At 62.7% G+C, this 19839-nt stretch carries 18 protein-coding genes; 6 read left to right on the top strand and 12 right to left on the bottom strand.

Annotation, left to right across the window (positions count from 1 at the left end):
• The first annotated feature begins 111 nt into the window (after positions 1-111).
• Complete coding sequence (locus GO014_RS08400) at positions 112-462, top strand: DUF1428 domain-containing protein (RefSeq protein ID WP_157289956.1); 351 nt, start codon at positions 112-114, stop codon at positions 460-462.
• 52 nt (positions 463-514) lie between these two features.
• Here the strand turns inward: GO014_RS08400 and GO014_RS08395 are convergent, their stop codons facing one another.
• The gene (locus GO014_RS08395) at positions 515-1066 is read right to left on the bottom strand and encodes an ActR/PrrA/RegA family redox response regulator transcription factor (RefSeq protein ID WP_104892487.1); all 552 of its coding nucleotides are present in this window, start codon (positions 1064-1066) and stop codon (positions 515-517) included.
• A gap of 51 nt (positions 1067-1117) precedes the next feature.
• Complete coding sequence (locus tag GO014_RS08390) at positions 1118-2425, bottom strand: ActS/PrrB/RegB family redox-sensitive histidine kinase (protein ID WP_157289955.1); 1308 nt, start codon at positions 2423-2425, stop codon at positions 1118-1120.
• Positions 2426-2565: 140 nt separating this feature from the next.
• On the opposite strand from GO014_RS08390, the gene GO014_RS08385 reads away from it, so the two are divergent.
• From GO014_RS08385 to GO014_RS08370, 4 genes are all read left to right on the top strand, one after another.
• On the top strand, positions 2566-3027 hold the full coding sequence (locus GO014_RS08385; RefSeq protein WP_104892489.1) for a DUF2852 domain-containing protein: 462 nt from the start codon (positions 2566-2568) through the stop codon (positions 3025-3027).
• Positions 3028-3164: 137 nt separating this feature from the next.
• Positions 3165-3914, top strand: coding sequence for a M48 family metallopeptidase (locus tag GO014_RS08380; RefSeq protein ID WP_157289954.1), 750 nt, complete (start codon positions 3165-3167; stop codon positions 3912-3914).
• Positions 3915-3930: 16 nt separating this feature from the next.
• Positions 3931-4302 (top strand): hypothetical protein, encoded by a 372-nt coding sequence (locus GO014_RS08375; RefSeq protein WP_157289953.1) that lies wholly within the window; start codon positions 3931-3933, stop codon positions 4300-4302.
• A 61-nt stretch (positions 4303-4363) separates the two neighbouring features.
• Positions 4364-5053, top strand: coding sequence for a L,D-transpeptidase (locus GO014_RS08370; RefSeq protein ID WP_157289952.1), 690 nt, complete (start codon positions 4364-4366; stop codon positions 5051-5053).
• A 76-nt stretch (positions 5054-5129) separates the two neighbouring features.
• Here GO014_RS08370 and GO014_RS08365 read toward each other — a convergent pair whose 3' ends face one another.
• On the bottom strand, positions 5130-7808 hold the full coding sequence (locus GO014_RS08365; protein ID WP_157289951.1) for a PBP1A family penicillin-binding protein: 2679 nt from the start codon (positions 7806-7808) through the stop codon (positions 5130-5132).
• A gap of 254 nt (positions 7809-8062) precedes the next feature.
• On the opposite strand from GO014_RS08365, the gene GO014_RS08360 reads away from it, so the two are divergent.
• Positions 8063-8587 carry a hypothetical protein gene (locus GO014_RS08360; protein ID WP_157289950.1) on the top strand — a complete coding sequence of 175 codons (525 nt, stop codon included), beginning with the start codon at positions 8063-8065 and terminating at the stop codon, positions 8585-8587.
• A gap of 53 nt (positions 8588-8640) precedes the next feature.
• Here the strand turns inward: GO014_RS08360 and GO014_RS08355 are convergent, their stop codons facing one another.
• From GO014_RS08355 to mutM, 9 genes are all read right to left on the bottom strand, one after another.
• Positions 8641-9663 (bottom strand): LLM class flavin-dependent oxidoreductase, encoded by a 1023-nt coding sequence (locus GO014_RS08355; protein ID WP_157289949.1) that lies wholly within the window; start codon positions 9661-9663, stop codon positions 8641-8643.
• A 117-nt stretch (positions 9664-9780) separates the two neighbouring features.
• Positions 9781-10491, bottom strand: a complete 711-nt coding sequence (locus GO014_RS08350; protein ID WP_157289948.1) for a phosphotransferase — start codon at positions 10489-10491, stop codon at positions 9781-9783.
• A 154-nt stretch (positions 10492-10645) separates the two neighbouring features.
• Positions 10646-13072, bottom strand: coding sequence for a DNA topoisomerase (ATP-hydrolyzing) subunit B (gene gyrB / locus GO014_RS08345; protein WP_157289947.1), 2427 nt, complete (start codon positions 13070-13072; stop codon positions 10646-10648).
• Positions 13073-13171: 99 nt separating this feature from the next.
• Positions 13172-14287: a DNA replication/repair protein RecF gene (gene recF / locus GO014_RS08340; RefSeq protein ID WP_157289946.1), complete on the bottom strand. Its 1116-nt coding sequence runs from the start codon at positions 14285-14287 to the stop codon at positions 13172-13174.
• Between the two features lie 144 nt (positions 14288-14431).
• On the bottom strand, positions 14432-15553 hold the full coding sequence (dnaN, locus tag GO014_RS08335) for a DNA polymerase III subunit beta (protein WP_116587820.1): 1122 nt from the start codon (positions 15551-15553) through the stop codon (positions 14432-14434).
• Between the two features lie 124 nt (positions 15554-15677).
• A complete protein-coding gene (locus GO014_RS08330; protein ID WP_157289945.1) occupies positions 15678-16073 on the bottom strand; it encodes a hypothetical protein in 396 nt (131 codons plus the stop codon).
• Between the two features lie 37 nt (positions 16074-16110).
• Complete coding sequence (gene dnaA, locus GO014_RS08325) at positions 16111-17562, bottom strand: chromosomal replication initiator protein DnaA (RefSeq protein WP_157289944.1); 1452 nt, start codon at positions 17560-17562, stop codon at positions 16111-16113.
• 914 nt (positions 17563-18476) lie between these two features.
• Positions 18477-18743 carry a 30S ribosomal protein S20 gene (gene rpsT / locus GO014_RS08320; RefSeq protein ID WP_116587817.1) on the bottom strand — a complete coding sequence of 89 codons (267 nt, stop codon included), beginning with the start codon at positions 18741-18743 and terminating at the stop codon, positions 18477-18479.
• 160 nt (positions 18744-18903) lie between these two features.
• Positions 18904-19788 (bottom strand): bifunctional DNA-formamidopyrimidine glycosylase/DNA-(apurinic or apyrimidinic site) lyase, encoded by an 885-nt coding sequence (mutM, locus tag GO014_RS08315; RefSeq protein ID WP_157289943.1) that lies wholly within the window; start codon positions 19786-19788, stop codon positions 18904-18906.
• Positions 19789-19839 lie beyond the last annotated feature (51 nt).

The following is a 19839-nucleotide window of genomic DNA, read 5'->3' as shown; positions in this document are numbered from 1 at the left end:
TTTCGCCGATGCGTGTCGAGGTTAGCCTGTCCCATTCGTCAGAGTCGAGGCAGGCGCAGCAACCGCATGCGCCAAACGCGGCATTTGCCGCCCAGCAAGAGGAGACCCGATATGGCCTATATCGATGGCATGGTGACCGCCGTTCCCAAGGCGAACAAGCAAGCCTATGTCGAGCATGCCGCCCGGGCGGCGGAAATGCTCAAGTCATGGGGAGCTACCCGCGTGGTGGAGAATTGGGGCGAGGACGTCCCCAGGGGTGAGGTCAATGACTTCTATGGGGCGGTGCAGGCCAAGGACGACGAGATCGTCGTCTTCTCCTGGATCGAATATCCCGACAAGGCGACCCGCGACGCAGCGATGCAAAAGATGATGAGCCCCGAGGCCATGCAGCAATTCGGCGAAATGCCGTTCGACGGCAGGCGGATGATCTTTGGGGGGTTCGAGACGCTGTTTGCCAGGTGATTGTTATCCGCACCCGGTCTTCCCTGACAGGGACAGGCCGGGTGGGAGTGCATCAGCGCGGCGCGCGCTTGGCCAGGATGCGCTGCAACGTGCGCCGGTGCATGTTGAGCCGGCGGGCGGTCTCGGAAACATTGCGGTCGCATAGTTCATAGACACGCTGGATATGTTCCCACCGCACCCGGTCGGCCGACATCGGATTTTCCGGTGGCTCTGGCTTGTCCTCGCCGGTGGCCAGCAGCGCATTGATGACGTCATCGGCATCGGCGGGCTTGGACAAATAGTCCATCGCTCCGAGCTTCACCGCCGTCACGGCAGTGGCGATATTGCCATAGCCGGTCAGCACCACGGCGCGGGCATCGGCGCGCTTCTGGTGCAGGGCCGACACCACATCCAGGCCATTGCCGTCCTCGAGGCGAAGATCGACCACGGCATAGGCGGGCGGGCGTTCGGTCACGGCGGCCAGCCCCGCCGCGACAGTGCCGGCTATGCGCACCTCAAAACCCCGGCGCGTCATCGCGCGTTCGAGGCGGCTCAAAAAGGCTGCATCATCATCAACGAGCAAAAGGCTCGGATCGGCGGCCAGTAGGTCTTCAATCGTGTCCATGGCTCTTCCAATATTCCTTTGCTCACCCTACGTCAAAACGAACCGTTCCGATCACTCAATTGCGCTTCGGGACCAGGTGATGCGCACCCGGGCATGTCCGCTGGGCTTTGCATTGTCGAAGGTGAGCCGGGCCCCGGTCCGCTCAAGCAGGGTCTTGGCAATGAAGATGCCCAGGCCCAGCCCGCCGGGCTGATGCGCGTCGCTGCCAGCCGGGTCACGCGGGCGGCTGGTGAGATAGGGTTCGCCCAGCCGGGCAATCAGCTCCGGGGCAAAGCCCTTGCCATCATCGATGATCGAGACGGTAATGGCATGCTGGTCCCAGCCGCTTTCGATCCGCACGGTCTGGGCGGCAAAGTCGGTGGCGTTCTCGATCAGATTGCCCAGGCCATAAAGCAGGCCCACGCTGCGTGGAAACACCGGCGGCGGCCCTGCCGTCTCGGCGGCATCGAACAGAATGACCTTGCCGCGCCCCTCATGGGGCCGGGCGACCTCATCGAGAATATCGGGCAGCGGCGCCTCGGCGAAGAGATCGGCGGGTTCACTGCCCAGATTGCGCAGCTTGGCGAGAATCGCCCGGCAGCGCGCCGCCTGGGCAATGATCAGCTCCACGTCCTCGGCCAACTGGCTGTCCTTGTCGACTTCGGCGCGCATTTCCTTGGCGGCCAGCGCAATGGTGGAGAGCGGCGTGCCCAGTTCATGCGCGGCGGCCGCCGCCAGCCCGTCAAGCGCGGAAAGCTGCTCGCGCCGCGACAGCGCCAGTTCAGTGGCCGCCAGCGCGTCGGCGATCTGCCGGGAATCATGGGCAACCCGGTTGGTATAGGCGGAAATGAACACCACGCCGCAAATGATCGAGACCCAGATGCCGATCACATAGATGCGGTTGAAAACGATGTGCTGGTCCGGCTCCCAGGGCAGCGGCAGGTGCAGAATCGCCAGCACAGAGGCGATCACGGCGGCCAGCAGCGCCACCAGAAAGGCCTGCCGTTTCGGCAGGGAGGTAGCGGAAACCGAGACCGGCGCCAGCAGCAGCAGCGCAAAGGGGTTCTCCAGCCCGCCGGTCAGGGCCAATAGCCCGCCAAGCTGGCAGAGATCGAAAGCCAGTTGCAGCGCGGCAATACGCGAGGAGAGGCGATAATGCGGCCCATGGCGAATGGCGAGGCCGATATTGAAGGCGGCCGATAGTCCGATCAGCGCCAGGCATTCGAACAGCGGCAGCGGAAAGCCCAGGCCCCAATTGACGAAGAGCACGCCAATGGTCTGCCCGATCACCGCCAGCCAGCGCAGGATCACCAGGGTCTGCAGGCGCAGGGGGCGCCAGCTTGAAGGCAGTGGCAGTTGGGGCAAGGTCTGGTCGGTCATGCTGCTCACTTCAAGGCTCTCAATTGTGGCGCATAGGGAGCGAATTCGCCGATTTCAAGCGCAAAAATCGACAGGCACATGCTTGATCCTGCCCCGTGACAGGCCATTTGAGACTCATCGTGACTGGGAGACGAACGAATATGAACACTGCAATCATCAAACCGCAATGGTCCCCACTGACCATCGGCCTCATGGTCCTTGGCTTCATCATCTTCTGGCCGCTCGGTCTGGCGATGCTGGCCTATATCATCTGGGGCGAAAAATTCGGCGGCTCTGCCGAAAAAGCCCAGGCTTACTGGAACAAGGGGTGTGGCTATATGCGCAACAATCACAAGCATCACGGCTTTGGCCGCAACGAGTTCAGCTCGTCCGGCAATGCCGCCTTCGATGAATACCGTGCCGAGCAACTCAAGCGCCTCGAGGAAGAGCGCGCCCGGCTCGATGCCGAGATCGACGCGTTCCACGAATATATGGCCAACCTTCGCAAGGCCAAGGACCGCGAGGAGTTCGACCGCTTCATGGGCGAACATCGCGGTCAACGCCAAGGCTATGGCGAGAACGACCAGAATAACAACAATTGGAGCAACAATAACGGCCAGTAAGCCGTTGTCCTTCCCGACTTCTCTGTCCTCCAATGACGACTGGCGCCCCGCAAGGGGCGCCTTTTTTTGGTGTTGCCACCCTCTTTCGCTGCGCGAATCCGGCTACACTGCCCGGAGCTGATGCCGATCCGGTCACCATGTTCTCCTTTCTGCGCCAACGCACCCCGCCGCCACGGACCACCCAGCTCACGCTCGACGGCGTCGAGGTGAGCATTGCCGTCAAGGTGTCCAAGCGGGCGCGGAGCTTCCGCCTGTCCCTGCCTGCCGCCGGCCCACTGCTGACCCTGCCCGACGGGGCACGCTGGGCCGATGCCGAGGCATTTCTGCACCGGCATCGTCACTGGCTGGCGGCGCGCCTGCCCCGCACGGCGCTGGCGCAGAGGCTGGAGGCTGGGGCGCGCCTGCCCCTGCGCGGCGTACCGCACCTGGTGGTCGCCACCGGGGCGCTGCGCGGCCGGGTCGAGACCGGCGGGAACGATGCCGGCCCAATTCTGCACGTTCCCGGGGACGCGGCCCATCAGCCGCGCCGGCTTTATGACTGGCTCAGATCCGAGGCGCTGGCCGATCTGACGCGGCAAAGCGCCTTCCATGCCGGACGGCTGGGCGTTGAGGTCAAGCAGGTGCGGCTGCGCAGCCAGTCGAGCCGCTGGGGGTCGTGCTCTTCAAGCGGCACGATCAACTATAACTGGCGGCTGATTCTGGCCCCGCCACATGTGCTGGACTATGTCGCGGCCCATGAAGTGGCCCATTTGGTGGAGATGAACCATTCGCCGGCCTTCTGGGCCACCGTTGCGCGGACCCTGCCCGATATGGACCGGGGCCGGGCGTGGCTAAAAGCACACGGTCGCGAACTGATGGCCTGGCAAGCGCCTGCCACCCGGCAATAATCGGGCGCCCGCCCCGATGCTGCCGCAATCTGCTCCCTATCAGCGTGTCATGCGTCACTTCGTGGTCTTCATCGCGGTTCTTTTGGCTCTGGCCTCCGTTCTGGGCGCCACGACAGCCAATGCGCATCGCTATGTCGCCACCCCGATCGTGGTGCTCAACCATGTCGACGCCGACAACAAGCCGATCCCGGTGGTGGTGCAGGTCCAGCGCGGACAGATCGATCTGGGCGCAGGGCTGATGCTGCCCTGCAGCTCGCACCATGCGATCGAGGTTTGCGGGCCCCAACTGCCTTTCGGTCTCGAGGGCGAAGGGCCTCTGTTGGCTCCTGATCGGTCAGCGCCGGACTGGCCGGCCATCCTGCCGCTGCGCCCCCCCATATCCGCCTGAGCGCTTCTTCGAACCCCTCATTCACGCTCAGCGCCCGCTTGTGCGGGCCAAGGATAGTTTCATGTCTCATGTTTCCGACGCGACCCCGTCGCGCCGCGCCGTATTGGCTGGCCTTGCCGGCCTTGGCGCCCTGACCCTTGCCGGCTGCTCGACCAGCGGCACCACCCGGCTGGCCACTGCCGCCGCAACGCCCGTTCGCCCGACAATCCCGCTGGACATTCTGGCCATGTACGCCGCCCGGCCAGAGGAAGAACACCCTGTTCCGGCAGCCGATATCTCGCTGATGAACCCGGCTTATTGGCGTCAGGAAGTGGCCAACCCGACCGGCGAGCCCGCCGGGCGCGTGGTGGTCGATACGGCCAATTACTTCCTCTATTTTACCATGCCGGAGGGTCAGGCCATGCGCTATGGCGTGGGCCTGGGACGCGCCGGGTTTGAATGGAGCGGCGAGGGTCACATTGCCTATAAGCGCAAATGGCCGGTCTGGACCCCCCCGGCTGAAATGATCGAGCGGCAGCCCGAGCTTGAAATCTACCGCAACGGCCAGCCACCCGGCCTGCTCAATGCGCTGGGCGCCCGTGCCCTCTATATTCATCAGGGCAATCGGGACACGCTCTATCGCATTCACGGCACCATGGACGTGGCCTCGATCGGCAAGGCGGTCTCGTCCGGCTGCGTGCGCCTGTTGTTCCAAGATGTCATGGATCTTTATGAGCGCGTGCCCAATGGCGCACCGATCGTGGTGATATAGACCGCGCCAGCTTCGGCGTTGAGACGAAAAAGCCCCGGGTCATGCCCGGGGCTTTTTGCTGTTCTGGTCGGCAATGCTAGTTGCCGAAGATCAGATCCATCAGTGTGCGCTGGGAGCGCTCTTCCTGATAGACCGGCTGCTGCTGCACCTGGCCCGGCGGGACGATCTGGCCCTGCGGCTGAGCGAAGCCCTGGGGCTGCTGCGAGGTTGGCGCCGAAGGCACCCAGACCTGCTGGCCAGTGGCCGGGTCAACGACAAGGGTCATGGGCAGGCCGGTTTCGGGATCAATCGGCGCCTGGCCAAAGCCATTGCTGTTCTGCTGCTGCAGGGGGAAGCCGGTCACCGGGTCGATGGCCTGGCCATTGGCGTCATACTGTACGATCTGGCCCTGATCGATGGGCATGCCGGTATTGGGGTCGATCTGCTGGACCGGCAGGCCGGTACCGTTGTCAAACGGCATGCCGGTGTTGGGATCAAATCCGCCGAACCCGGTCGAAGCCGTGGCATTGGCCACCTGCCCGTCAACCGGCGCCAGCCCCTCAAGTGGGGCACCGGTGGCCGGGTCGATGGCAATCACCTGCCCGGTTGCCGGGTCGGTGGTGGTCTGCACCGGCTCGCCCGTGCCGCCATCGACATATTGCACCATGGGCTGGCCGGTGGCCGGATCGATGGCGGGCATGCCAGTATTGGGATCGATCAATTGCTGGGCAATGAGCTGGCCCGCATAGGAGCCTCCGGGAATAGGGGCAGGCGCGCGGCCAGCAAGAGCCTTGGTCATGAAGTTGGACCAGATATTGGCCGGCACATTGCCGCCGGAAAGACTGGTCCCGGTATCGTTGTCATTGCCCAGCCAAACCCCCGTGACCATGGCAGAGGTGTAGCCGACAAACAGGGCGTCGCGCGATTGCTGCGAGGTGCCGGTCTTGCCGCCAACTTCCCAGCCGCCAATATTGGCGCCTCGGCCGGTACCCACCTCAACGGCGGTCTTGAGCATGTCGTTCATCGCTGCCAGCACATTGGGATCGACGACGCGCCCCGGCCCGGCATTGGAGGCCTCATAGAGTACATTGCCCTCGACGTCGGAAATCTTGGTGATGACATTGGGAATGACGCCCATGCCACCATTGGCAAAGGGCGCGTAGGCACTGGTCAACTCGAGCAGGTTCACTTCCTGGGCCCCCAGGGCAATGGAGGGCACAGCCGACAGATTCGAGGAAATACCCATGCGCATCGCCACTTCGATGACCTTCTCAGGCGTGACGTCGATGGCCAGACGGGCTGCGATGGTATTGAGCGAATAGGCCAACCCCTGGCGCAGCGTCACCGTCCCGGCATATTTGCCGCTCGAATTGCGCGGGCTCCAGCCATTGTAGTCGAACTGGGCGTCTTCGGCCAAGGTATCGGGCGTATAGCCCTTCTCCATGGCCGCCATATAGACAAAGGGCTTGAAGGCAGAGCCGGGCTGGCGCCGGGCGGTCACGGCGCGGTTATACTGGCTGGCCTGATAGTCGACGCCGCCGACCATGGCGCGCACCGTGCCATCGACATCCATGGCCACCAGCGCAGCCTGGGAGAAGCCGCGCTTCTCGCCTTCATTGGCCACCGCTTCCTTGACGATGAATTCGGCATCCTTTTGCATCTTGTAGTCAATGGTAGTTTGCACCACCACGTCACCCTCGATCTCGCCGATATAGGCGGTCATCAGGCTTTCGACCCAGTCCGCGACATAGGATTCGGAGCCGGCCACCACGGTGCGGATGGTCTGGTCGGGGTTGATGCGTGCCGCATCGGCTTCGTCACGCGTGATATAGCCTTCCTGGGCCATGGCATTGAGCACCAGGCGCTGACGGTCGCGTGCAGTATTGGGATTGGCCTTGGGATTATAGGCCGATGGCGCGGGCAGAATGCCTACCAGCATGGCCGCCTGACCAAGCGAAAGATTGCGCGCCGAAACCCCGAAATAGGTCTGGGCCGCAGCCTCGATGCCATAGGCGCCCGAACCGAAATAGACCCGGTTCATATAGAGCTCGAGGATTTCTTCCTTGGTGAAGTTCTGTTCAAGCCAGATGGCCAGAATGGCTTCCTGCACCTTGCGGCCCAGGGTCTGGTCGGGGGTGAGGAAGAGGTTTTTGGCTACCTGCTGGGTGATGGTCGAGGCGCCGCGGGTGACGCCGCGCGCTTCAACCATTTCCACGGCCACGGAGAGCAGACCGATCGGGTCGACGCCGAAATGGCTCATGAAGCGACGGTCTTCCGAGGCAATGAAGGCCGCAGGCACATATTGGGGCAGTTCGCGGAAGGTGACGGCTTCGCCGCCGGTCTGGCCGCGATTGGAGATCAGGCTCCCATCGGCCGCCAGGATGCGGATATTGGGTGGACGCTCGGGGATGGCCCAGGTCTCGGAGGACGGCAGTTGCGCGCCGTAATAAACAATGACACCGATCACGGCGATGCCGCCCCAGAGACAGGCGACAAAGCCCCACCAGAGCAGCCCCATCAGCAGACCGCCGCCGCGCTTCTTCTTGCGGTTGCGAGCAGGTTCGGCCTTACCCTTGCGCGGTTGTTTCCGCGGCGATTTGGGCGGCTTGCCGCCACCACCATTGCCGCCGGGGCGCGTTTCATCGACGGAAAACGCCATCGACTGGCCCATGGTCGGCTCGACACGCGCGCCCTTGGCCGCAGAAGAGGGCTGGGTCTTGTTCTGGCGGCCCTTGGGGGCGCCGACGCGGTCATCGGCCGAAATGCGGAAATCCATCAGGCAAACCTAGTGAAGGAAAGGATCACGCTGCTTCTACCCTGTTCGTTCATCAAGGGAAACAAATGGTAAGCGGGAGGTTAAGATCGGTGGATTGTGACCGGCCATACGCTCTTTGCCGCCCAGCAGCACATGGACAAGCTTGTCCGCGCCAAATGTGGCCGGTTTATGGGCCTGCATCCCCCTCCCGCCCGAGTGTGGCCGTCGCGTCACAGCTCTTGCCAATGCCGCAATTGCCCGGCACGAGAGGGCTCATGCGCCTCTTCACTGCCATTCTCGCCGGCCTGCTGTGGTCCCTCGCCGCCAGTGGGGCGCGAGCAGACGCCGTGCAAATTGCATTCAACGATGCCATTGCCGCCTTCGAACAGGCGCAACCTCGGCTCGGGACGACCCGCTTCGGGGTGGACATTTCTGCCTATCGTGACGCCCTGACCCTGGGGCGGTTCACCTCCTCGCATTGGGGCAGCAGCCTGGCCGTTGCGCTGGAGCGGGGCGCAAGCGGCTACGGCTGTGCCCGCTTTGCCGCCTATGTCCCCTTGCCGCCACGGGACGGGGTGGTGCCGCTGGTCATCTGCCGGCAGTTTTCCGAGGAAGGCACGGCGGCCTTGAGGCGCCTGACCATCCTGCACGAAATGGTGCATGTGGTAGCCGGCGCGGATGAATGCCGCGCCATGGCCTTTGCTGCAGAGGTGGAGCGGCTGGCCACCGGCAGTTTTACGCCGGTGGAGCGCTATTGGCAGGCCAATGGGTGCGACGGATCGGGCTATGACTTGCCCTGACGGTTCGGAATGTCATCCGCTGCTGCCCCCCTCTCCGGAGGGGTGAAGAAGCCTTAGCGCCAGCCCAGCCCCGGCGCGACATGCTTGAGAATGCTCTCGATGACATGGGCGTTGTAGGCGACGCCGAGCTGGTTGGGCACGGTCAGGAGCAGCGTATCGGCTTCGGCGATGGCCTCGTCCTGCTTGAGATCCTCGATCAGTTGGTCCGGCTCAGCGGTGTAGCCCCGTCCGAAAACGGCGCGCTTTTCTGGCTCGATATAGCCGAACTGGTCTTCTTCCTTGCGTCCTGCGCCGAAATACATGCGGTCCTGATCGTTGACCAGGGCAAAGATCGAACGGCTGACCGAGACGCGCGGTTCGCGGGCATGGCCGGCCTCTTTCCAGGCCGCGCGATAGGCGCGGATCTGTTCGGCCTGCTGGATATGGAAGGGCTTTCCTGATTCATCGAATTTCAGGGTCGAGGACTGCAGGTTCATCCCCATCTTGGCCGCCCAGATGGCCGTCGCATCGCTGGCCGCGCCCCACCAGATGCGCTCAAGCAGCCCCTCGGAATACGGCTCGAGCCGCAGCATGCCGGGCGGGTTGGGAAACATGGGTCGCGGATTGGGCTGGGCAAAGCCCTGACCGGTCAGCGCTTTCAGGAAAATTTCCGAATTGAGCCGCGCCATGTCCGCGTCAGTCTGCCCTTCGGCCGGCTCATAGCCGAAATAGCGCCAGCCATCGATAACCTGCTCGGGCGAGCCGCGTGAAATGCCCAATTGCAACCGCCCTTCGGAGATCAGATCCGCCGCCCCGGCATCCTCGGCCATGTAGAGCGGGTTTTCATAGCGCATGTCGATCACGGCCGTGCCGATCTCGATCTTGCTGGTCTTTGCGCCGACTGCGGCCAGCAGCGGAAAGGGCGAGGCGAGTTGGCGGGCGAAGTGATGCACGCGAAAATAGGCGCCATCGGCCCCAAGTTCTTCGGCGGCTACGGCCAAATCGATCGACTGCAGCAGCGCATCGCCGGCTGTGCGGGTGCCCGAATTGGGCGACGGGCTCCAATGACCAAAGGAGAGAAAGCCGATCTTTTTCATGGAAGCCTCGCGCAGGAACTGGTCCCGCTTAGCTAGGCGGTGAAGACCATAGGCACAAGGCGGCCAATGAGAACGGACTGATCCGTCAGGGTGAACAACTGGCTGCGCGCAGATCAATCAGGTCTCAGGCAAACCTGTGCGATGAACGCGCTCGCTCAGGTTCTGGACGGTCCAGTACATGCATTTCAGGGCCCAGGCCTCAGCTTCAGGCATGTTGCGATCCTTCGCCCAGCGTGCGCGGCCAGCCTGCCGGGTGGGGATATAGCCTGCCAAATGCGCAACGGTGCATGAGGGGTGATCATAGCCCGAGCAAAACAGCTCGAGCCGTCGTAACTGCTCATCTGCCGAAAAAGCCGGGTCGCTGAGATCGAGCCAAGTCCAGGCGCTATAGCTCACGTCCCAAAGCCTCGTGCCGGGCGCAACAGTATCGAAGTCAATCATTCCGTAGGGGATGGCGTTGCGAAACCCCGTATTGGCTGGCGTCCAGTCATTGTGGCAGAGCACCTCAGCGCCAGCTTCAACAACCAGGGCGAAGTCCAGGGTCGCCTCGTGAAAGCTACGAAGCAGAGCGGCGGCGGCAGTCAATTGGTCGTCGGAGAAGCTAGCGGCATCGAATTTGAGGTCGCTCGGCAGATAGGTCAGAATTTCGCGGCCGAGTGCGTCGACCCCCAGAAATCTGGGTGCACCTTCAAAGCCGCGCGTCTCCAGATGGCGCAACAAGTGATGGGCGGTCGTGCGGTCCCGAGACATGGTGCGTCGCACCGTGTCGCCGACGCGGACAACCTTGTTGATCAGGCCGCCAAACAGCTCGATTTCGTTGCCACCCATTGCAGCGCCCTCCAGTTTGGGGCGTTCCTCCCACTTGAGCGCTGCTCATATGGCCCTCTGCCATCTGACCGGCCGCCAACATTCGAGCATAGCTCTCATGGCCTAGCCCGCCAAAATCTCCCCAATGGCGAGATTTTCCCCTGCGGGTCGCAGTCTAGACGTCCAGATTGCTCACATTGAGCGCGTTGTCCTGGATGAAGTCGCGGCGCGGTTCCACCAGATCACCCATCAACGCCGTAAAAATCTGGTCGGCCTCGTCAGTCTGGTCGATTTCGACGCGCAGCAGGGTGCGGGCATTGGGGTCGAGCGTGGTTTCCCAGAGCTGCTCGGCATTCATTTCGCCAAGACCTTTATAGCGCTGCATGGAAACGCCCTTGCGGCCGGCATCGGTCACCGCCTTGAACAGGCTGGCAGGGCCATAGATGTTGGTCGTCTCGCCCTTGCGGGTCAGCGTCGGCACGCCGCCAAACAGTTCATCCAGCCGGTCGGCAAGCTGCCGCAATTTGCGCGCGTCCGCGCTTTGCAGCAGGGCCCGGTCGATCTGATGGGTTTCGGTGACGCCGCGCACGGTACGCGAGAAGGCCAGTGCCTCCTCCTCGGTCACTTCGCCGGTCCAGCCGCGCTCCAGCTCGTCGGAAATGCGGTCGAGCCGGTTGGCGACGCGCTTGAGCGTTTCCCCGCTCCTGTCGGGATTGGTAATGCCCTCCGGATCCAGCCCGCCAACAATGGCGGCCTGCTCAACCAGATTGCGATTGTAGCGGGTATTGAGATTGTTGATCGCGTTCACGATTTCGCGCGACTGATGCAAGATGTTCAACAAATCCTGGCCGGCATGGGTGCTGCCGTTCTGGGTGGTGAACACCGCATCCTCAATGCCGCCATCGAGCAGATAGTCTTCCAGCGCCCGCTCGTCCTTGAGATAGAGCTCCGAGCGGCCGCGCGTGGCTTTGTAGAGCGGCGGCTGGGCAATATAGATATGCCCGCGCTCGATCAGTTCGCGCGTCTGGCGATAGAAGAAGGTCAGCAGCAGGGTGCGGATATGGGCGCCGTCGACGTCGGCGTCCGTCATGATGATGATCTTGTGGTAGCGCAGCTTGTCGGCGTTGAACTCTTCGCGGCCAATGCCGGTGCCTAGCGCAGTAATCAGCGTGCCGACCTGGTCGGAGGAGATCATGCGGTCAAAGCGGGCGCGCTCGACATTGAGAATCTTGCCGCGCAGGGGCAGCACGGCCTGATTGGAGCGATCGCGCCCCTGCTTGGCCGATCCACCGGCCGAGTCACCCTCGACGATGAAGATTTCGCTCTTTGCCGGATCGCGCTCCTGGCAATCGGCGAGCTTGCCAGGGAGCGAGGAGATTTCCAGCGCCCCCTTGCGGCGGGTCAGTTCGCGCGCCTTGCGGGCCGCTTCGCGGGCGGCGGCGGCTTCGACCACCTTGCCTACAATGATGCGGGCTTCGTTGGGATGCTCCTCGAACCACTGGCCGAGCTTTTCGTTGACGATGTTCTCGACCACCGGGCGCACTTCGGAGGAGACCAGCTTGTCCTTGGTCTGGGACGAAAACTTGGGGTCCGGCACCTTGACCGAGAGCACGCAGGTCAGGCCTTCACGGGTGTCATCGCCGCTCAGCTCGACCTTTTCCTTCTTGGCGATGCCGGAGCTGTTGGCATAGCCCGTCACCTGACGCGTCAGCGCCCCGCGCAGGCCCGCCAGATGCGTGCCACCATCGCGCTGGGGAATGTTGTTGGTGAAGCACAGCACATTTTCGTGGTAGCTGTCGTTCCACTGCAAGGCCACCTCGACGGTGATGCCGTCCTTTTCCGAGCGCATGGTGATCGGGCTTTCGAGCACCGGCGCCTTGGACTTGTCGAGATATTTGACGAAGGCTTCAAGGCCGCCCTCATAGAACAGATCCACCTCGACCGGCTCGGGATGGCGATGGTCGGCCAGAAGGATGTGGACGCCCGAATTGAGGAAAGCCAATTCGCGCAGACGATGTTCGAGCGTCTTGTAGTCAAACTCCACCATGGTGAAGGTTTCGGAACTGGGCATGAAGGTGATCTCGGAGCCCGAGCGCCCTTCATAATCCCCAACGACTTCGAGCGGCCCATCGGCAACGCCGTGGGTGAAGCTCATCTCGTGGACCTTCCCCTTCTGCCGAATGCGCAGCTTGAGCCAGACCGAAAGGGCATTGACCACCGAGACGCCAACACCGTGCAGGCCACCGGACACCTTGTAGGAATTCTGGTCGAACTTGCCGCCGGCATGGAGCTGGGTCATGATGACCTCGGCGGCCGAGACCCCTTCTTCCTTGTGGATGCCGGTTGGAATGCCGCGACCATTGTCGGTCACAGTCACCGAGCCATCGGCATTGAGGGTGACGGTCACCAGGTCGGCATGGCCAGCCAGCGCTTCGTCGATGGCGTTGTCCACCACCTCATAAACCATGTGGTGCAGGCCTGATCCGTCATCGGTATCACCGATATACATGCCCGGGCGCTTGCGCACGGCATCGAGGCCCTTGAGCACTTTAATGCTATCGGCGCCATATTCGGTCGGGATCGGGTTTTCGCTGTCGCTCATGGGGTCCGAATCAGTCGATTTCAGTTCAGTTCTGTTCTAGCCGAATGGGGCTGAAACCCCAAGGATATTGGCCGTTTGAGGCGTATTTGCGGGGGATTTTCAGCCCTTGCGCGCCAAGCGCCCTTCACGCACCCCGATCTGCTGCGCCCGCCCCTCCAGCGCCTCGAACAGCACCGGGTCCGTGCCAGTGAGGAAACATTGGGTCTCCAGGCCGTCCAGCGCCACAAACAGGGCCCGGCGCCGGTCCGGATCGAGATGGGCGGCAATCTCGTCGAGCAGCAGGAACGGTACGATGCCGGTGCGCAGCCGCACCAGCCTGGCATGGGCGAGAATCAGCCCGATCAGCAGGGCCTTCTGCTCGCCGGTGGAGCCGAGCGCCGCGGGCATGGATTTTTGCGCATGGATCACGTCAAGATCGACGCGGTGTGGTCCTGATGTGGTGCGTCCGGCCGCCCGATCAAGGGGGCGCAGCGCATGCCAGCGCTGCGCCAGCACTGTTTCGAGTTCGGCAGAGGTCGCCGGCTCGACCAGATCATCGAAGAGCGGGGTCAGCGACAGCCGCGCCGCCGGGAAGCTGGTGTCGTCCAGGCTCTGGGCGATCAGCGCCTGCAAATGACTAAGGCTGTCGGTGCGATTGAGGTGGATCGAGGCGCCAAGCTCGGCCATCTGGACCTCAATGGCGCCAAGCCAGCGCGGGTCACCTTCGTCTTCAAGCAGCCTGTTGCGTTGCCGCATGGCCTTTTCGAAATCGGACACGGTTGCCGAATGGCCCGGGATGAGCGTGGTCACCAAACGGTCGAGAAAGCGGCGCCTGTCCCCGGCAGGCCCGGAGAACAGGCCGTCCATGGCAGGGGTCAGCCAGAGCACCCGCAGGTAATCGCTCATCGCCTCGATGGAGCGGGCATTGGCGCCATTGATGCGCACCCGGCGTCCGCCATCGGGCAGGGCGCCCGTGCCAATATCGGCAGGCCCGTCATCGGTCTCTATGGTCGCGGCAACCGCCCAGGGCAGGTCAGAGCCTTGCGCCTGCAAGGTGTCGAAACTGGCGCCGCGCAGGCCGCGCCCCGGCGAGAGCACGGAAATGGCTTCGAGCAGATTGGTCTTCCCCGAACCATTGGGACCGGTCAGCACGACATGGCGCCCGTCGAGATCGAGCGCCGCAGTGGCATAATTGCGGAAAGCGGTCAGGCGCAGGCGGGAGATGTGGCGGATCATGACTGTGAAGCCGCCCTCTTGGTTTGCGGCTTTGCAGGCGCAAAGCACCTCACCAGGAGGGCTCCCGCGGACTCGGCTTCTCCCAAGGCCTCATGGTACGGTGGGGGCGAAGCGACCCACGAACCAGGAGAGCGCTGAACCAGCTTAGACACGCATCGGCATCAGCACATAGAGCGCGCTGGATTCGCCTTCTTCCTTCACCAGGGTCGGGGAATTGGCATCGTTGAACAGGAAGACGGCGCTCTCGGAGCGGATCTGCTGGATGATGTCGAGCAGATAGCGCGCGTTGAAGCCGATCTCGAAACCGTCGGTATCGAAGTCCACCGCCACTTCCTCGCTGGCCGTGCCGTGATCGGGATTGGTGACGGACAATTCGAGCAGGCCATCCTTGGCCGAAAGCTTGACCGCCTTGCCGCCCCGATCCGAGGCGATGGTCGAAACGCGATCCACGGCAATGGCAAAGCCGGATTTGTCGACCAGCATCTGCTTGTCATTGTTCTTGGGCGTCACCCGGTCATAATCGGGGAAGGTGCCTTCGATGAGCTTGGAGAGCAGCACCACGGGACCGACGGTAAAGCGGATCTTGGTGTCGGAAACCTCGACATGCACGTCGCCATCGACGCCATCGAGCAGCTTTTGTACCTCGCCCACGGTCTTTTTGGGCACGATGATGCCGCTCATGCCTTCGGCGCCGCTGGGGGCAGCCATTTCGGCACGGGCCATGCGGTGTCCGTCGGTGGCCACGGCGCGGAACAGCGAACCGGCGGCAGAATTGTCCACGGCATGGAAATAGATGCCGTTGAGATAATAGCGCGTCTCTTCATTGGAGATGGCGAACTGGGTCCGCTCGATCAGCTCGCGCAGGGAGGCCGCTGCAATATCGAATTCATGCGCGAAAGCGCCTGATTTGAGATCGGGGAAGCTGTCGGGCGAGAGGCAGGCGAGGTTAAAGCGCGAGCGGCCGGAGGTGAGAACCATGTTCTCGCCGCCATCGGTTTCGAGCCGCACTTCGGCGCCATCGGAAAGCTTGCGGACAATCTCGTAAAGTGTATGGGCCGGCACGGTGGTGGTGCCGGGGGTCGAGACCATGGCCGGCACGCTTTCCGTCACTTCGATATCAAGATCGGTGGCGCGCAATTCGATCCGATCGTCCGATGCCTTGAACAGCACATTGGCCAGGATCGGATAGGTGTTGCGGCGCTCGACCACCCGATGCACATGGCTCAGCGACTTGAGCAGATGATTGCGTTCGAGCGTGACTTTCATGGAGTTCTTCTTCCCGGACATACGCGACAGCCAAACCCGGCGCGAGCCGGGGTTGGGACGTTTACAGTTTCATAGGAAATTGGCAAGGCCGTGGGGGCTTTTGGCCGCATCCTAGCTGTGGACTTCAGGAACTGAAATGCACGGTGATGTCGAACCTCTCGCCCGGCCCGGCCCCCAGCCCCACCAAGCCGTCAAAAGGCAGGCAGGTGGCAATCGCAGCCGCAATCGAACGCATCAATTCCGGATACTGCCCCGCAGTCCGCACGCTTTCGGGCACGATATAGGGGTCACCGTCCAGCGTACCATCGCCCAGAAAGGCCAGACGGATGGAAATGGAGCGATCTTCATAGCCTGCCGGCAGGGCCCAGCAGGCCAGAAGCTGGTCCTGAACCGAGGTGGCGATTTCCAGGTTCTGCGCGGCCCGCTCTTCGGGCGTCAGGACCGGCAATTCATCCTGGGCCAGGACCGGGGACAGGGCGAAAATGGAGAGAGCAAACAGGCGGGCAAGGATTTGAACCATATCCGATCCTTGCCCGGCCAATCCGGCGGGATAAAGGCTATTCCTCAAGCATGCGCTTGAGCAGTTCGATTTCCTGGCCCAGCTCCAGATCGTCCTTGATCATCTGCTCGACCTTGCGCACCGAGTGGAGCACCGTGGTGTGGTCACGACCACCGAAGCGCCGCCCGATCTCGGGCAGGGAGCGGCTGGTCAGGGCCTTGGCCAGATACATGGCGATCTGGCGCGGGCGTACCACGTCGCGCGAACGGCGGGCCGAGAGCAATTCGTTGCGCGGCACCTTGTAGTGGCGCGAGACGATCTTGAGAATATCCTCGATGCGGACGCGCTTGGCGTCGCGGGCGCGGATCAGGTCGGCCAGGGTCTTTTCGGCCAGCGGCACGGTGATCAGTTCGCCGGTGAGCTGGTTGGCAGCGACGAGCCGGTTGACGGCACCGTCGAGATCGCGGCCATGGCTGACCACGGCGCGGGCGATATAGTCGATCACGGCAACCGGGAACTGCATGCCGAAACGGGAATTGACCTGGTCGGCCCGGCGCTGGACGATGTCGCGGCGCAATTCATGATCGAAGGTCGAGATCGGCACGACCAGCCCGCCGGAGAGGCGCGAGCGGACGCGTTCGTCGAGCATTTCGAGATCGCGCGGCGGCGCATCGCCCGCAACGACCACCTGCTTGGCGCCGGTCAGCAGGGCGCCCAGCGTGTGGCCGAATTCGGTCGCCGACTTGCCCTGCAGGAACTGCATGTCGTCGATCAGCAGCAGGTCGACCCGGCGCAGCCATTCCTTGAAGCCGAGCGCGCTCTGGCGTTGCACGGCGGTGATGAAATGGTACATGAAGTGGTCGGCGGTCAGATAGACGATATTCTTGGACGGGTCGGCCTGGCCGACGGCATGGGCAATAGCATTGAGCAAGTGCGACTTGCCCAGGCCCACGGTGGAATGAATATAGACCGGATTGAAGGTCACGGCATTGTTGATGGCGGCATTGGCGATCTGCTTGGCAACGCCCAGCGCCATCTCATTGGCCGACCCGGCCACGAAACTTTCAAAGGTCATGCGTGGGTCGATGGCGCTGCCCGAAAGGGCGTCGCCGGACTTGGCATTGTCGCGCACCAGACGCGGGGTGGCGGGCGCCGCGGCGACAGGCGCGGACTGCTGGTGGGTCGCGGGCGCTTCGGGGACGACTTCGGCGACCGGGGCAAGGCGGGGACGGGCCTGGCCATTGACCCGCATGGTCACCTGCAGGCGCGCCGCCTCCGGAACATCGTTGCGGAACGCTTCTACAATGCGATCGGCATAGTTGGACTGCACCCAGGAACAGAGGAACCGCGTCGGCGCGCTCAAATGCACCAGATCGTCCACCAGCTCCTCAAGCTCAAGGCGCGCAAACCAGGAGGCAAAGACGTCTTCACCCACGCTCGCTTTCAGTCGGGCCCGCACACGGGTCCAGAGTTCGCGCTGGTCCTGGGAGGAAACGTCGGACATGGCCATGACAGGAGTACCGCCTTTGCTGGTATTGGAAGGAGAAGAGGAGTCGGCCGCAGCCCAATCGTCTCTTCCCGCAGTCGCCTGTCGCATCATCTTGTCTTGCCCCATTCTGTTTTGCCGCCTCTCCGGTCCGCAAAGCCCCGGAAATGCCCCTGATCTGTTTGATGTGTCCGCCCGCCTCGTAACGGCCTGCAACAGGACACAGCTTCGCCCCTGCGCCCGCTCATGCGGGCACAACATTATTGTCCGGCGGCTTGAAGCCGCCGTTTGCAACTTGACCTTTCACTAGAACCCGGCCTGCCCGGCCTGTGGTCGAATGAACGCTGCCAACTCAAATTCGACGGACCACAGCAATTGCGGCCGACACAAAAATCACTGGCTGAAATGACCGGCATCGCTGCCGGCACTGCCCCAAATCCGACCCCCTGGCGGGAGACGACCGATGGGTCAGGAGGGTCGTTCCACCCCTCTTTTTCCCCGTCGGCAGATGTACATTAGAGGCACGAAATGGGACCCGCAACACGTGAATCATTGAAAAAGGGGCTTGACTCTGAGGCTGTATTTTTAGCGCCCACCGGGGTCAAAAAGTGACCTCCGGCAAGGGCCTGTGACTCAAGGCAGATTCGAACACTTAGCGGCTTTCGACATGGTAAAATAATTTTTCACCGCACCTATTTTCTGCCCTCGGCCGCAACGCCAACCATGACCTGACAGATGAGCGAACCCACTGACAACGCTAGGAAAAAACACCCCTTCACGCTTCGTTCTACCGCAAGAGAGAGTGTCACCATTTAGTCATGTGACAAAACAATGGCGAAAAAACCTGCCTGGCTACCATACAACAAAAAGGGCTCCTTGCGGAGCCCGGATTGTAGCGCATCGGTCGCTTGCCAAGAAGCGCCTTGACCGACCGCGAATTAGGCGGAGAGGGCCTTAACGCGGCTATTGAGGCGGGAGACCTTGCGGGCCGCCAGATTGGCATGGACAATGCCCTTGCCGGCAGCGCGGTGGATCTCGGGCTCGGCAGCCTTGAGCGCAGCGAAGGCAGTTGCATGATCGCCAGCGGTGATCGCTTCCTCGACCTTGCGAATGAACGTACGCACGCGGCTCCGACGCGACTTGTTGATCGCGGTGCGGGCAGCAATCTTGCGGGTCGCCTTCTTGGCTGACGGCGTATTGGCCATGGTGGTCCTCTTGGGTCGTCCAACCGGCAGACTGTGCGCCTAAAGGGCGCCCCAACCTTCCGGGATGAAATGAAAGCGGCGGCACGCTGCCGCCAAGTCGGGGGGTCTATAGGACATAGGCCGGAGGGCGTCAACTGGATTCAGGCGCCCGGCGGTGCCCTCAAGGCGCCTTCTGGCATTTCGGACAATAGAAGGTCGAGCGACCCGATTGCACGATGCGCTGGACAATACCCTTGCACATTGGGGTCGGGCAGGGGTCCCCCTCCCGGTCATAGACGGCAAAATTGTGCTGGAAGTAGCCCGCCCCTTCCACGCTTCGGAAATCGCGAATGGTGGAACCGCCCACCTCAATGGCGGCAGTGAGCACTTCTCGCACGGCAAAGGCCAGGTCTTCCAACGCTTTTTTGGGCCTTCCAGTCTTGGTCACCAGGCTCCCCGCCAGCACGGTGGGCAGAATATGGGCGCGGTGCAGCGCCTCGGCCACGTAGATATTGCCCAGTCCGGCCACTACCCTTTGGTCGAGCAGGGCCGCCTTGACCGGCGTCTTCTTGCCGGCAAAGGCAGCGGCCAGTTGTGCCGCGGAGAATTCATTGCCCAGCGGTTCAGGCCCCAGCCCCTGCAGATAGGGACTGGCTGCGAGGTCGGCATAGAGGTCGATGAAGCCGAAACGCCGCGGATCGGCATAGATCAGGTGGCTGCGTCCGTGGTCTGGATGGTCGAGCGTCCAGATCATATGGTCGTGCTTCGGTTCGATGCCAGGCTCATAATATCGTGGCGGCTTGTCGATGGGATGCTCGGCAAAGCGCCAGGAGCCGGTCATACCCAGATGGCTGAGCAGGGTCGCACCACCCGAGAGCCCGAGCAGCAGATATTTGGCCCGCCGCCCGACATGGGTGACCTCCTGGCCCTCCAGCGCGCCCTTTAATCCGTTCGGAAAGGGAAAGCGCAGATTGGGCCGGTTGAGCGTCACGCTCTCGATGGTCGCACCCTCAAGCCAGGGCGCCAGACCCCGGCGCACGGTTTCGACCTCGGGCAGTTCGGGCATGTGACAACTCCTTCACCCTGCGCGGCTTTGTGGCATGGGCAAGCCATAAAG

The organism is Devosia marina (assembly GCF_009758415.1).
Classification (GTDB): Bacteria; Pseudomonadota; Alphaproteobacteria; order Rhizobiales; family Devosiaceae; genus Devosia; species Devosia marina.
This window is presented reverse-complemented; position numbering and strand designations above follow the sequence as displayed.